This is a genomic window from Wolbachia endosymbiont (group B) of Horisme vitalbata, assembly GCF_964028625.1.
Lineage (GTDB): Bacteria > Pseudomonadota > Alphaproteobacteria > Rickettsiales > Anaplasmataceae > Wolbachia.
Map to the genome: position 1 here is coordinate 1,053,859 of NZ_OZ034797.1, position 14,846 is coordinate 1,068,704.

General features: G+C 33.1%; 12 protein-coding genes and 1 pseudogene. 6 read left to right on the plus strand and 7 right to left on the minus strand.

Annotation, left to right across the window (positions count from 1 at the left end; all coding sequences use genetic code 11):
- The first annotated feature begins 621 nt into the window (after window positions 1-621).
- The 4 genes from ABWU56_RS05140 (at window position 622) to ABWU56_RS05155 (ending at window position 6,564) form a co-directional block, all read left to right on the plus strand.
- Complete coding sequence (locus ABWU56_RS05140; protein ID WP_353281217.1) at window positions 622-1,596, plus strand: ankyrin repeat domain-containing protein; 975 nt, start codon at window positions 622-624, stop codon at window positions 1,594-1,596.
- Window positions 1,580-3,346: a pentapeptide repeat-containing protein gene (locus tag ABWU56_RS05145; RefSeq protein WP_353281219.1), complete on the plus strand. Its 1,767-nt coding sequence runs from the start codon at window positions 1,580-1,582 to the stop codon at window positions 3,344-3,346. Before ABWU56_RS05140 ends, ABWU56_RS05145 begins: the two co-directional genes overlap by 17 nt.
- Window positions 3,347-3,381: 35 nt before the next feature.
- Window positions 3,382-3,990: a guanylate kinase gene (gene gmk / locus ABWU56_RS05150; protein WP_010406904.1), complete on the plus strand. Its 609-nt coding sequence runs from the start codon at window positions 3,382-3,384 to the stop codon at window positions 3,988-3,990.
- A 243-nt stretch (window positions 3,991-4,233) separates the two neighbouring features.
- Window positions 4,234-6,564 (plus strand): ankyrin repeat domain-containing protein, encoded by a 2,331-nt coding sequence (locus tag ABWU56_RS05155; protein ID WP_353281220.1) that lies wholly within the window; start codon window positions 4,234-4,236, stop codon window positions 6,562-6,564.
- Here ABWU56_RS05155 and sdhA read toward each other — a convergent pair.
- Together sdhA and ABWU56_RS05165 are read right to left on the minus strand one after the other, a co-directional pair.
- Window positions 6,536-8,335, minus strand: coding sequence for a succinate dehydrogenase flavoprotein subunit (gene sdhA, locus ABWU56_RS05160; protein WP_353281222.1), 1,800 nt, complete (start codon window positions 8,333-8,335; stop codon window positions 6,536-6,538). The genes ABWU56_RS05155 and sdhA overlap by 29 nt on opposite strands.
- Window positions 8,336-8,543: 208 nt before the next feature.
- Window positions 8,544-8,954 carry a zinc-ribbon domain-containing protein gene (locus tag ABWU56_RS05165; RefSeq protein ID WP_264374967.1) on the minus strand — a complete coding sequence of 137 codons (411 nt, stop codon included), beginning with the start codon at window positions 8,952-8,954 and terminating at the stop codon, window positions 8,544-8,546.
- Window positions 8,955-8,992: 38 nt separating this feature from the next.
- On the opposite strand from ABWU56_RS05165, the gene dapD reads away from it, so the two are divergent.
- The gene (dapD, locus tag ABWU56_RS05170; RefSeq protein ID WP_353281224.1) at window positions 8,993-9,835 is read left to right on the plus strand and encodes a 2,3,4,5-tetrahydropyridine-2,6-dicarboxylate N-succinyltransferase; all 843 of its coding nucleotides are present in this window, start codon (window positions 8,993-8,995) and stop codon (window positions 9,833-9,835) included.
- Here the strand turns inward: dapD and ABWU56_RS05175 are convergent, their stop codons facing one another.
- The gene (locus ABWU56_RS05175) at window positions 9,836-10,117 is read right to left on the minus strand and encodes a DUF2610 domain-containing protein (protein ID WP_007302102.1); all 282 of its coding nucleotides are present in this window, start codon (window positions 10,115-10,117) and stop codon (window positions 9,836-9,838) included. It lies immediately after the preceding gene.
- Window positions 10,118-10,489: a hypothetical protein gene (locus ABWU56_RS05180; RefSeq protein WP_353281226.1), complete on the minus strand. Its 372-nt coding sequence runs from the start codon at window positions 10,487-10,489 to the stop codon at window positions 10,118-10,120.
- A gap of 95 nt (window positions 10,490-10,584) precedes the next feature.
- Between ABWU56_RS05180 and ABWU56_RS05185 the strand changes: the two genes are divergently transcribed.
- The gene (locus tag ABWU56_RS05185; protein ID WP_353281228.1) at window positions 10,585-11,613 is read left to right on the plus strand and encodes a class I SAM-dependent methyltransferase; all 1,029 of its coding nucleotides are present in this window, start codon (window positions 10,585-10,587) and stop codon (window positions 11,611-11,613) included.
- An 835-nt stretch (window positions 11,614-12,448) separates the two neighbouring features.
- Here the strand turns inward: ABWU56_RS05185 and ABWU56_RS07500 are convergent.
- The 3 genes and pseudogenes from ABWU56_RS07500 to ABWU56_RS05195 all read right to left on the minus strand — a co-directional run.
- A pseudogene (locus tag ABWU56_RS07500) lies at window positions 12,449-12,547 on the minus strand (IS982 family transposase); the annotation flags it as partial.
- Window positions 12,548-12,683: 136 nt separating this feature from the next.
- Window positions 12,684-14,024 carry an ankyrin repeat domain-containing protein gene (locus tag ABWU56_RS05190; RefSeq protein ID WP_353281229.1) on the minus strand — a complete coding sequence of 447 codons (1,341 nt, stop codon included), beginning with the start codon at window positions 14,022-14,024 and terminating at the stop codon, window positions 12,684-12,686.
- A 109-nt stretch (window positions 14,025-14,133) separates the two neighbouring features.
- Window positions 14,134-14,613, minus strand: a complete 480-nt coding sequence (locus tag ABWU56_RS05195) for a helix-turn-helix domain-containing protein (protein WP_265042118.1) — start codon at window positions 14,611-14,613, stop codon at window positions 14,134-14,136.
- Window positions 14,614-14,846: the final 233 nt, after the last annotated feature.

Below are 14,846 nucleotides of genomic sequence, written 5' to 3' on the forward strand. Positions count from 1 at the left end.
CCTCCTATAAAGAAAAGATTTAGAAAAATATAACACACCTTATGACAGAAATTAAGCGTACGTGTACGCACTGAAGTAGACTGTGCTATATTTTTTATTGAAAAATTAATTGAAAAGTCTGCAGACTTGAATAAGGTGGATTTCGAGCTCTAAAATACCCTCATTTTTACTGATAATAATCAACTTACCAAATGTGTCAAGTATTTTTTTGCATTTAATTTACAACTACGAACGTTTATTTGCAAAAAATACTATAAACATAAAATGATAGATGTCATAAAAGTCGCCAGCACTGGCATCCAGTTAAATTTGTGAGTTAAAAGTTATGCTAAAATATAACGTTTCTAATGATGATGGAAAATGGATCCCAGTGTCAGCTACTTAGATGACACCGTTTAGTACGCAAATTACCACAATGTTCATACAGCTGTATACTGATTTCTTTAATGTCCGTACAGTTGTATGTCAGCTACTCGAATGGCAATTTCAGATAAAACCTAGATAAAAGAGAAAAATAAATTTTTACATAATCATACTTGTACAATAACTAAAGCACTTTTTACTGTAGATTAATCATTTGATTATAGTATCATTTTAATTAAGCCTATATTTGCAATGTTTATGAAATATAAAGCATTCTTCATACTATTAATTGTTATATCTAACCTGCTTGCTGCAGAACAGCCTGAAGAAAATAAAAATGAAAGCAGTATAAATCAAGAAGACGTATCGAAAAGCAACACTGATGCTGAAAAAACTTCTCCGCTTCTGAGCGAACTCAAAGAAATCACAGACCCAACAAATGTAATCAATAAAGAAGTACCTTCAAGTAATCAAACAAACCTACAGTCTGAAGAGGAGACTAATATAAAAGATACCAAAGCTCTAACAAGTCCTTTATCAGAAGAAAAAAAAGAAGAACCTGAAGAGAAGAAAATCAGTCACAATAATCAAACAAACCTACAGCCTGAAGAGGAGATTAGCAAAAAAGACACCGAACTTTCAACAAGCCAATTAACAGAGAAAAAGAAAGAAGAACAGCCTGACAATATAACACCTGTGAACAAAAAAAATGAAGAAAGCGAAAAATGGACAAAGCTAAACAAAGAAATAAAAAAACATAAAAGCAAGTCTATATATAAAAGACAATATGATAGCCTAAATGAGCACCTTCCTAAAACTATATTTACTGATGATTACAGTAAGCAATTTTTTTACTGCATCAAGAAGGGCAACTTAATTTGTCTAAGAGGAGTAATAAATAAGCTAGAAAAAATTGGATTAACAATTCAAGAAATACTAAGATTTAGAAATAAATTGGGTGATACTCCTCTAATTTATGCAGTGAAACAAGGTGAAATAGACACAGTTCGCTTTCTCTTATTACAAGGTGCTGATCCTAGAGTAGTTGATAATAATTTTAAGTCCCCTATTGAAATAGCAATCGAAAGGAATCAGATCAACATAATAAACGCAATTGCCGAAATGATGCCATACCTTTTAGAGGATAAAGAAATAAACAATCAAGAAAACTCAGAGATGTATAACTTTGCTATAAAAATAAAAGAAAACACGTGTGATGCAAAAGATAATTAGACTTTTGATATTAATTTTAGTTGGTCATTTATGCTATGGAGATGATGCAATCAATGATTTTTTAAGCGCTCTGCATGATGTAAAATACGTATCTTACAATACAAAAGATTTTGCTAAATTTTTAGTACAGTGTAATAAAGCCAGCATACCACAAGATTTTAAGAAAGGTTTTGGTCCTAATTTAAATGGTGCTAATTTTAGTCAATTGTATTTAAGCAAATCTATTTTTGATGGAGTAAGTTTAATTGGTGCCGATTTTTCTAACACCGATTTATCAGATGTGTCTTTTATCGATGTTGATTTACGTGGTGCCAATTTTTCCAATGCTAATTTACATGGCGTTAAAATAAAAGGCACAAATTTAAGTTTTTCAAAATTTGCTTCTACAAATTTAACAGATATCATATTTGATCAGTCTAATATCAGTTATGCTGATTTTATCAATTCTAATCTCAACAAAGTAAGTATGCGTAATATAATTGGTTTGCATACCAAGTTTTTGAATGTAAAAATGAATTTCTCCAATTTATCAAACTCAAGTGCCAGCTACATCAATTTTAGTGATAGTGAAATAAATGACACTGTTATGCAGAAAAATAATTTCGACAACGCAAGTTTCTTTGGAGTGGATGCACATAAGCTCAAGGTACAATTTTCTTCATTAAAAAATGCTAACATATATGGTGCAGAAATAAAAAAATCGGATTTTACAGGTAGCAATCTTTCAAACGCCTATTTTAATTCTTCCATTATAGTCAACAGTAATTTCGAAAAAGCCAATTTAAGCAATTCACAAATTTCCTATGTGAAAGGGGATAATTCAAACTTCATTAAATCTATACTAAATGGTTCCAAGATAAAACATGCATATGTTTTCGAATCAGACCTTCAGGATGCTGACTTATCTAATATTGATTTTAGTTTTAGTGAATTGTATAAAGTTAACGCCTATGATGCTAACATTTGTCACGGAAAGTTTCATAATACTAAAGTTGTGAATTCTGACATGAATGGTTCGTTCTTTGACCATTCATTGTTTACCTCTGCAAAAATAGAAGATTCAGATCTTTCCACAACTTCAATGTATAAGACAAAAATTAAAGACTCTCAAATTTATAATAGTACTCTTTCCCACCATAATATGGATTCGAGTGAGATAGAAAATTCAATATTCTTCAAATTATTAGCTGATAATTCGAGCTGGTCTAAGTCAAAAGTCACTAATTCAAACTTTATTGAAAGTGATTTCAAATCCTCCGTGTTTTATGATAATGCCTTTAGAAAGACTAGTTTTTTTCTTAGCAATTTGAGTAATTCAACAGTGAGTGATGTCTCTTTTCTCTCTTCAAGCATATATAAAAGTTCAATTGCTGATATTCATTTAACAGATTGCAAATTTGATAATTCAATTTTGATTGACAATCAAGGACAGACAAAAATTACAAATCTAGAGAATGCCATAACTTCAATTAAAGATCTGCAAGAGAAAATATCGCAGGGCAAAAAATTTGATGTAAATTATTCTTACTTTGAGTTTAAGGATATGAATTTAGAAAATGCTAATTTTTCTAATTCAATATTAAGTAGAGCAAAGTTTGTAAACGTTAATTTGAATAAGGCAAATCTTGAAAAAGCCGATTTACGTTATACTGTCTTTGATAATTCCTCTCTTATTGATGCCAATTTATCAAATTCTAATTTAGAGGGCTCTAGTCTTTTAAACTTTGATTCAAAAAATACAAAGTCTTAAAAAAGCTCTATAATGTACTTGTTAAATAAAGAAAAATGACCGTAAAAAATGAGGGCATACTACTGATTCTATCCTCTCCTTCTGGAGCTGGAAAAACTACTATATCAGAAAAATTACTTGAGCAATCAACTGATTTAGTTATGTCTGTTTCTATGACTACACGCAAACCTCGTCCCGGTGAAGTAAACGGAAAAGACTATTTTTTCGTTACTGAAGAAAAGTTTCACGAACTATGTAAGGCTGGTCAAATGCTTGAATATGCCAAAGTTTTTGAGAATTTTTACGGTATACCAAAAGATTTTATAGAACAAAACCTGAGCAGTGGAATAAGTGTTTTACTGAATATAGATTGGCAAGGAGCATTTCATTTGTTTGAAATCTTAAGAGAAAAAGTTGTAAGTGTTTTTATACTACCTCCCTCAATGGAAGAGCTTAGACTGCGTCTACAAAGGCGTAATAGTGATGATGAAATTGAAATAGAGCGTAGATTAGCCGAAGCGCAAAAAGAGATAAGTAAAAGTAATAAATATGATTACGTAATAATTAATGATGATCTTGATAAAAGCGTAGAAGAGATAAAATCAATACTAAGTAAAGGAATGCTTAAAAAATTAGAAGAAAAATCAAGTTTGAAAGATCTATAAAAACATTGGTTTGTCTCTTTCAGAGCACTCATGCTTCACAGTTTAGCCACATTTATTATTTTTTAAGATAAAATAGTTAAAATAGTAGACAAGTGCTAAAGTGGGGATTTGACTATGACAATAGATTTTCTAATAGAAACTAGTTTTCTGCCTTTTCACCTATATTTCGATAACATCTAGCTCAATTTAAAAGTTTAATACAATTCGTTAACGCCAAATAGCTTTTAATATTGAGGTTTTAATATGAGTATAGATCTAAGTGTATCAGTTACTAATGCAAACAAACTAGATAAACATATAAACAAAAATGAAAAACAAGATAAAAAAGACAAGCAATTGTATAATATTATAGAGAGAAAGGTAAAAAAAGAAAAACATCAGCATAAAAAACCAGGAAGTCGAGATGGAACACTCAAGGAATGTAAAAGGTTATTTAAGGAAGGCGCTAGTCCTGAAGTATTAACTAAATTAGAAGAATCGCTTAGAGAACAGGAAAAATATCACAGATATTATGTCCAATGTTTCCTTCCAGTGCTAGGTGAAGTAATAGAACGATCGAAAAGAATATCAAATGAAACAAAAAAACAAGTAATTTCTGAAGTCACTAAAAGTTGTTTTAACAGCGAACAAGACAGTGGCTACGGTAGCGATTTTGAAGATGAAATAAACGGAATATCAGATTCTGATAGCGATTTTGAAGATGGAATAAACGGAATATCGGATTCTGATAATGACGTTCAATTACTAAATGCAATCCAAAATGGAAACAACAGGAAATTTAGAAAATACCTAAAAGATTGCACAAATGTCAGTGGCATAACAGATGAAAAAGGAAATAATATTTTACACCTTATTGCATCGCTCAAAAAGAAACAAAAGCTTAAGTTTCTAGATACCTTGATAAAAATAGCTAACGAGAAAAATTTAGTACAACTTGTTGATAGTGAAAATCAAGAAGGAAAGACTCCTTTTCAGGTAGCACTAATTAACAAGATAACAAAAGGGAAACATGAGTCTAATACAGTTAGAAGTAGCGATAATACACTTAAGTTTCTTGCAAAATTGTTAAAGTATGGAGCCAAGCTAAGCTTACCTACAGAGGATTTAGAAAAATTATCTAAAAAGCAAAATGAATACTATCTTAAATTTTTAGAAAAATTGGCTGAGCGAAAACCAGAAATAAAAACAAAAGTTGAAGAAGTTATAGCCCATACCATAAATACTCCAGATAGTAATGATAATTATCAATTACATTTAGCAATTAAAAATAAAGATGAGAAATCCTTTAAGGAGTTATTGCAAAAAGGAGCAGATATTAGCCTGAAAGATACAGATGGTAATAATGCTTTACATCTAATAGTTTTAGAATTAAAGCAAAAACGAAAGTTTGAATTTTCAAATATAATATTAAATGTAAGTAAGGAGGAAGAAAAAGAGTATCTTAAAGCACAGTTTAAAAAAGCTATAAATGCTGAAAATACAGCAAAACAAACACCTCTTTATTATTTATTCCAGCATATAAAAGAAAAAAATGAGGATCGATCATGTACAGATAAAAAATTTGAAAAAACAAATAGATATAAAGCCTTAGAGTTATTTCTCCAAAATAGTGCAGACATTACTGCTCAAGACAAAGAGGGTAATAATGCTTTGCACTATATTGCTTCGCTAAAAGGAGAACAAAAGGTTGCATGCTTGGAGTTGATTTCCAGTTTAGTAAAAGAAAAAGAAATATCTGAAGATCAGTTAGGTAAGGCCATAAAGGCCATTAACGAAGAAGGAAGAACACCGCTACAAGTATCATTAACAAAAAAAGCAGAAAAAGGCAACCACCTTTCGCAAATGAAAACAATTTTTGATCTAGGGAAAAAGTACGACAATACAACAAAGTTTTGTGCAAAGCTGCTAGAAATAGGTGCTGATTCCCGTTCTCTGAAACTAAAAGATCGAGAATTTCATACTGAAAAATATTATTGCACTTTACGTAATTTAGAAAATTACTCAAAAACTCCACAAGAAGGAAAGGTAAAAGCTAAAGAACTAAGGAAAAAACTTGAAAAAAAATATAACGTTAGAACTTTTTCAAAAAAATGTCAGCATATTCTACACAAAACAGGAGATGGCCTAAAAGCTGCATGGAAATGCATTGATCCGGGCAGGAGAGCTAGTGTATTGTTAGCAATCACAGTAGCAACTACTATTATTACAATGGTAACACTTTCTTGCTTCCAAGGACAAATTGCAATTGGAGCAGCGTTACCCATCATAGCTATAACAGGAGTGGTGTGTCTGATATTCACTTTGGGACTTAGCGACATTAGGAAGTCTGTTAAGGAATTAACCAACGATAAGCAAAGCCGTAAAGATGATCACCTAGCTGCAAAACAACCTGAAAATATTACTGAACAACAAAATTTAGCTAACAACTCAGCAGAGCAAGAAGTACAAAGATCGTCAAATCAATCGGAGCATACAGAAAGCCCAGCTACTCAAATGAGCTATGTATCAATACTACGTCAATTTATAAATAAACCAGATGGGTTGACTAATAAATTCTCTTTTCCGGAGCGATGAAATCAATCTCATCGCTCAGAGTTTTTTCAGCAACTTTTTTATAGTCAATTTCTACACTAACTTGGCTTTTCTCTTCTTTAAGCCATGCTATAGTATGCTTCATCCAGTTTTTATCATCACGTTCAGGGAAATCTTCACGAGCATGAGCACCCCTGCTTTCCTCGCGATTAGCTGCGCATTCCATGGTAATAACTGCTTGTGGAATCATATTGGCAAGCTCCAGCGCTTCAACCAAATCACTATTCCATATCATACTGCGATCTTCAACTGCAATGTTAGGCATCATTTTTGCTACTTCTTTTATAGCTTTTTTACCTTCCTCTAAAACTTCAGCAACACGGAATACCGATGCATATTTCTGCATAGTGTGCTGCATTTCACTTCGTATTTTTGCTACTTTGAACTCTCCAGAAGCAAATCGCATTTTATTAAATCTATCTACTATCAAGTCTGTGCAGTCTGAATGCAATTTTTTATGTGGTGTATCAGGTTTCAATTTTTCTTTTGCCCTAAGCGCGGCAGCTCTACCAAAAACCACAAGATCAAGAAGCGAGTTAGAGCCAAGTCGATTTGCACCATGTACAGAAACACATGCTGCCTCTCCAATTGCAAACAATCCATCCACTACTTCTTCCTTACCTTCCTTCAGTGTTATCACTTCTCCATGATAGTTGGTTGGAATACCGCCCATGTTGTAGTGAACAGTTGGAATAACAGGTATCGGATCTTTAGTAACATCAACTCCTGCAAAGGTTTTTGCTGTTTCACTAATACCTGGCAATCTGAGTTTGATCACTTCCGGATCAAGATGCGATATATTCAAGTACATGTGATCTTTCTTTGGCCCAACTCCCCTTCCCTCTCTAATTTCAATTGTCATTGCTCGACTTACTACATCACGAGAAGCCAAATCTTTTGCCTTTGGCGCATAACGTTCCATAAACTTCTCACCCTGAGAATTAACGAGGTACCCACCTTCACCGCGGCATCCTTCCGTCATCAAGCACCCTGAGCCATATATTCCTGTTGGATGAAATTGCACAAATTCCATATCTTCAAGTGGCAACCCAGCTCTCACCACCATGCCATTACCATCACCTGTGCAGGTGTGTGCACTTGTTGCAGAAAAATAAACACGTCCATAACCACCTGTTGCTATTACCACAGAATGTGCACGAAATCTATGCAACGTACCATCACACAGCGACCAAGCTATCACCCCACAGCATGTCCCTTTGTCCATAATCAAATCGATTACAAAATATTCGACAAAAAATTCAGCGTTAAATTTAAGACATTGCTGATATAGAGTATGAAGAATTGCATGCCCAGTTTTATCTGCTGCTGCACAAGTACGCTGAGCCGATTTTCCTTTACCAAAGTGAGTTGTCATTCCACCAAAGGCACGCTGATATATTTTTCCATCTTCCGTACGAGAAAAGGGTACACCAAAATTTTCAAGTTCAATCACAGCTTTGGCAGCATTTTTACACATATACTCTATTGCATCTTGATCGCCAAGCCAGTCTGAACCTTTTATTGTATCATATGCATGCCAGCGCCAGTCATCTTCAGCAATATTACTCAAAGCTGCACTAATTCCTCCTTGCGCTGCAACTGTATGACTTCGTGTAGGGAAAATTTTAGAAATGCAGGCAACTGAAAAATTAGTTGCAGCCATTCCAAGTGTTGCTCTAAGCCCTGCTCCACCTGCACCTACTATCACCACATCATACTCATGCTCTATGATTTCATACGCTGACTTATCCATATCCACTTATTTTATCATCACAGGCTTATAATATCACAGAAGTAGAAAAAATCTATACAAGTTTTCTGGATGTAAGCTTCTGAAACAAATCTATAGTAAACGATGTAATAACAATCATAGGGCGTCATGAAAGTAGCTGAAATTGGAATGACACTATCATAAAGGAATAAGTGTAGTTATTTGCATAACATTGATGACTTATGCCTATTTAATTAGATCTAAAATTAGATAGAAAAAGGTAATCTTGATAAAACTCATTTACAACAAGTTCTCTCGCACTTGAATTTTCCGTTTGCACTTTTTTGTATCCTAATTTATGGCTTATTGAATCTTTATATGAACTAACTGCTTTATATATCTTACTTACCTCTCCTGGAAAGATACCACCAACAATTATAACGCATAACCCTGCAACTGTTGCAAAAGCTAGAGTTAAACTTTGCCTCCAGCTAGCTTTTTTTTCTTGTATACCAGCAGGGCACAATTCACTTGACATTTCTTTTAGATACTCATGCCACATGTGATTGCAGTTTGTACATTTCACTTTTCTTCCAGATTCACCTATTTGCCCACGAGATACTAAGTAAGTTTTAGTACAATTATGACATTGTATTTTCATAGTGCTTACGTATAAAATAATATAAATTTGATATCAATATGTATATAATAAATGAAAAATTTGCAACTAAAAAATTACAAGATGAGATAGAAAATATTTGGAAAGATAAAGAAAAACTTAACGACTATAATCTAAAACACGAAGCAAGATTAATAATCAAAGAGGTAATTGAGTTACTTGACAGTGGTAAAATTAGAGTAGCAGAAAAGCTATCAAGTGGAGAATGGATAGTACATAAGTGGATAAAGCAGTCAATATTATTACATTTTCTCACTGAGGAAAGCAAAATAATAGACAATACCAATTGCTGGTTTGACAAAATTGGTAGCAAGTTTAGTGAATGGAATGAGGAAAAATTTTACCAGTCAAAAATTAGAGCAGTCCCTGGATGTTTTGTCCGCCAATCTGCTTACATAGGTAAAAATGTTGTTCTAATGCCAAGCTTTATCAACGTTGGTGCATACATTGATTCTGGCACAATGATAGACACTTGGTCAACAGTTGGTAGTTGTGCACAAATAGGAAAAAACTGTCATATTTCCGGTGGAGTGGGAATAGGCGGAGTTCTCGAGCCTATTCAAGCTTCTCCAGTCATTATAGAGGATAATTGCTTTATTGGAGCGCGCAGTGAGGTAGCCGAAGGTGTTATAATAAGAGAAGGATCAGTCCTTAGTATGGGGGTGTTTATTGGAGCATCAACAAAAATCATTGATAGGGAAACGAACAAAGTATTTTACGGTGAAGTGCCACCTTATTCTGTAGTCGTGCCAGGATCTACTCGATCTAGAAATAATGTCTCAACCTATTGTGCAGTTATAGTAAAAAAAGTGGACGAGAAGACGAGATCAAAAACTTCTATAAATGAAATATTGAGAATCTAACTACTTACCGTCACTTTTTTTATCATTATTACTAACTATAGTAATGGCATATGCGCATAATTCTGGAAAAGAGATCCCGTTTTCTTGAGACAGCTTGTATAATTTTTGCAAACTTTCTTTAACTTTATTAGGAATGTTTCCTCCACGCTCCTTTGCAAGCCATGAATCTTGATGGTGAATTGGATGAGTATCACCCTTTGGATTTCCTATATATACTGCAAAAGGTGCATTCTGTCCTTTGAAATCACACTGTACAGTAAATTTTTTTATAGACTCAGCCATTTAAAGACCTCTACTTTTCTTTTTAACCGATTTTATAGAAGATACAAGAGGTGGTTTTTTGATAAAATCTTGCCTATTAAACACACTTTCTTTGCCTTCTAAAGCTCGACGAACATCGGCTCTGCTTAGCTGTGACTCTTTTGCTACCCTCATTCCATGCTTTACCATAATATTAGTATATGCTAACACTTTTTTTACTAACTCTAGATCACCATTCAACATTTGAACCAATGCTTGAAATACCTCCGCTAAAGTTAATCCATCAGCACCTACAACCTTATTTTCTACAAAATTGACAACTTCTTCAAATTTATATTCAACACCATCATCTTGAGGTATAAGGGTAACATAATCCGTATCTTGACTATTCATAACCAAAGCACTATCGCCTTTAAACTTATATTATATATATAAATACTCCACTATTTTATAGTATGGCACGCTATAGTTAAACATTTATTAATAATATGCTTACTTATATACACGAATTAATTGATAAAAGCCAAGGATCAATATCCATCAGTAATTTTATGAATGCTGCTCTATATCATAAAGAGTACGGCTATTACATGAATAAATTACCACTTGGCAAAGATGGTGACTTCATTACTGCACCTGAAATTAGTCAGCTATTTGGTGAAACAATTGCAGTGTGGATAATGAATACATGGGAAAAATTAGGAAAGCCATCAAAATTTTCTCTAGTTGAACTTGGACCAGGTAAAGGAACACTCGTTCACGATATAATAAGAGTTACTAAAAAATACAGCTGTTTTTTTAGCTCAATGAACATTCACCTAATTGAAATAAGTCCTCTTTTACAGAAAACACAAAAGGGGAAATTAAAGGGATTAGATATTAACTGGCACACAAATGTCAACAACTTACCAAATCAGCCAACTATTTTTTTTGCAAATGAGTTATTTGACGCCCTTCCAATTGACCAATTTATTTATCGTGATGAGCAGTGGTATGAAAATAGAGTAATAAAACAAGATGATGGCAGTCTTTCATTGTCACTCCAGTGCTTAACCAGACCAAAAACTGGATTCCAGACTGGAATGACAGGGGGTTTCAATGGTGCAGTAGTGGAAGTATGCCTAGCCGGAATCGAAATATTAAAGAAACTTGAGAATAAGATAGTCAATAACGGAGGAGCTGCCCTGATTATAGATTATGGTTATGTATATCCTGAATATAAGAGCACTTTGCAATCGATAAGGCAGCATAAATATACTAATTTTCTTGAAAACGTCGGTAATAGTGACATCACTGCACTTGTGAACTTTCAATCATTAAAAGATTCATTAAGGCACGTAAATTGTGAGATTTTGACTCAAAGAGAATTTTTACACCTTTTTGGTATAAAGGAAAGAGCACAAGCTTTAATGAAAAATGCAAGTAATGAACAGAAGAATAAGATCTTCAGTGAATTTTTAAGGTTAACTGAAAATATGGGTACTCTCTTTAAGGTAATGCTGATTCACCATTTTTAGTCTTGTGTAGTTCTTATGTTAAACATACAAATACTAAAAAATTTACAGAATAAAAAAGGTAAAAAAAACGTATCTGTTCAGCAGAGTAGCAAAATAAGATAGACAGATAAGACTATCATAGGAACAAATAGGTGTCATGCAAGTAGCTGACACTGGCATGACAACAAAAAAGTTACTCAAATGACACCCTTTTGATGCACAATTTTTGGTGCATCACGTACTGATTTTCATCCAAGACGATGTCATGCAAGTAGCTGACACTGGCATCCAGCCTTTTCGCGCAAAAAACGTTGTAAAGTGTTTACCAACTTAGTTGGATCCCAGCTGGAATGACACTTGGTTATGCAAGAAATCTATTGTCAAAAAAAATTACTTCCGCATATTTTGAATCTGATTATAATGACAATTAGAGATATTTTAAGAGCTCAAAATCTATCTTTGTCTGCAGACTTTCAGTTAACTTTTCAATAAAAAACGTAGCGTATCTTTTTCAGCGGTCTGTCATATGTGCGCTGCATTTTTTTTCTAATCTTTTTATACAGGAGGATTTTATGTCCAGAATTCCAGATACTTGACCTTTACTTTAGCTAATAACAGGCGCCTGTGATTTTTATAAAGAAAGTGTAGGAAAAACTGTTTCCAGGCATAAATTTGCCATGTATACCTAAAAAGTAATTATATTAGCATAATATTCATACTTATATGCCAATATTAATATTCTTTGAATTGAAGAATATTATGGAACAACAAGCATCAAACAAAGATATAGGGATTAAATTTAGACAGGATCAATGTAAGCAGAAATGCTATATACCCCAGTTATGGATTATCCGAGTCAATAAAGCTTAGAAATAGAGGGCTTTTTCGACTGCATGGAATACGAAATTAATGTTGAAAAAATATGTACCAAAAAATTTATGTGGGATCTATGCCGAAGCTCAAATTGCATGACACCATTTATTTTTATGGTTTTGTCTATTTTATTTTGCCACTCTGCTAAACGGATACATTTAATTCCATTTTTATCGAGCAGATAATTGTCATATATTAGCTTAGTTCTCCTGTTATACTTAAATATAAATCAGCATAGCCCTAATTTTTTTATATATTTTACTTCTTTCTCTATATTCAATAATAGGCTTGAAAATAAATGGTAAACCTATAATTGTTAAGCTTAGAGCTAGGATTGAAAGTACACAAAAGGCTTTGTGTTTACTATGTAGCTCTTTCAAGTAAAGCATCAAAAACCTACAAAATTTTTTGTAATTTTCTTCAATATTTTTTTTGCTATGAGCCTTGTCAATAAACATATCTATTGCAGTATAATCATTACTACAATTAATTGCCCCTTTTTCTATTAATAGCTGAGCTATATCAAAATAATCCTTTTGAATAGTAAGATGCAGAGGTGTAAAACCTTGTTGATCACAAATATTCATATTGGCTTTTACTGCTAACAACATTCTTACAATTTCTACATGGCCTTTTTTAGCTGCAAGTAGCAGAGGAGTTCTGTTGCATCTAGTGACGGCATTAACGTTTACCTTAAGCTCCAATAAGAACTTAACTGCTTTAGTATCACCATTATAGCTAGCTTTATGTAACCTGGTGTTACCGCTACAATCTTGGTCATCTGCTTCTATTCCCTTTGAAACAAGAAATGTTACCATTTGCCTATTATTATGCTTAATAGCGCAATCCAGTGCATCAAAACCATGTTTATTTTTTGTGCAAATAAACTCTTTTAACTTAGCTTTTGCTTGCTTTACAATAAGCTTTACCAGTTGCATTTTGTTGTTATATGCTGCTAGAAAAAGCGTAGTATTATTTTCTGCATCTTTTGCTTCTATGTTTGCACCTTTCTTTATCAGATATTCTATAATCTCTGCTCTACTTTCATAATGTGTAGTACATTGATAAATGGTCAAAAATAAAGGAGTACGAAAGTTATTATCTTCACATTCAAGATTTGCTCCGCTATCAATTAAAATCTGGACGCTCTTTTTAGAACCGTATAATGAAGCTATGTGAAGAGGAGTATAGCCTTCCTCAGCATCTTTTTCATTAACTTTTGCGCCTTTTGTTATTAAAAAATCCATTAATTCTGTGTCATCTTGTAGTGTAGCAAGGTGAAGTGGAGTAAATCCATTTTTATCTCTAGAATTAATTGTCAGTTGATTAACAAGAAGTTTAGCAATTTTTTTGTGTCCATGCATAATAGCATAATGCAGTGGATTTCTATTTTCATTGTCCACAACATTAAAGTCAGCTTCGTGCTCTAATAATGATTTTACTCCAACTAAATCGCCTTCTTTTGTAAACTTATGCAAGAGAGTGACTCCGCTTACATCTTTTGAGTTAATATCAAATCCACTTTCTACCAATTGATGTATGTCTTCCTCACACGCCATACCATTTTAATTAAACCCTTTTCGCATTAACAATACTCCCACTTAATTAAGTTTGAATGAATCTGTAAGAGAGATATCACAATTTATTGAAGTTACTAAATCCGATATATTAAAGTCCACAATTTCCTGAATAAAGCCCTGACGATATTTTGCACACATCCATCTGCACACGCTCTCCAGGTACTTTACAGTTATAACGCTTGACCTGTTTGCGATAATGACGTTTAACATGCAGAAGACTTACATCATGTTTTTTGAAAATTTTGTGTATAGTAGCCAATGACAAGGATAAATCATATAGACGTCTTAACTCGGTTTGAATACGCCTTGCCCCTAGCTTTCTAGTTTGTCTTAGATGAAGAATAAGCTGCTCATCTGAGTCATTGATCTTTTGCAAAGGTGAAGTTTTAGGCTTACTACTGAGATCTACTAATCCTTTTTCACCTAACTCTTCATAACGTTTGTACCATTTACGTAAGGTAAAACGTGAAATACCATAATGCTGACATACCTTTCCTGCATGACCCAACTCTTTGTATAGTTTTATCCAACTCAGACGTAGTTTAACCCTAGAATTTATCCTTTGCAATTGTAATAAGGTCTATAAACTACTGCAAATCCAAATTTCTATTTGATCTTACATTCTTATTGTAATAACCTCTATGGATCACACAGCATTAGTCGTGTATCTGAACAGATACTTTTGTACATGGATCAGCTTTATGTGTATCAATTCTGTCTACTTCAAGTTTCCAGCAAAACTACTTTCTAATGTATTGCTTTCAATCAAGTTCTTTGTTAAGCTCACTGTTAGTGGATGTT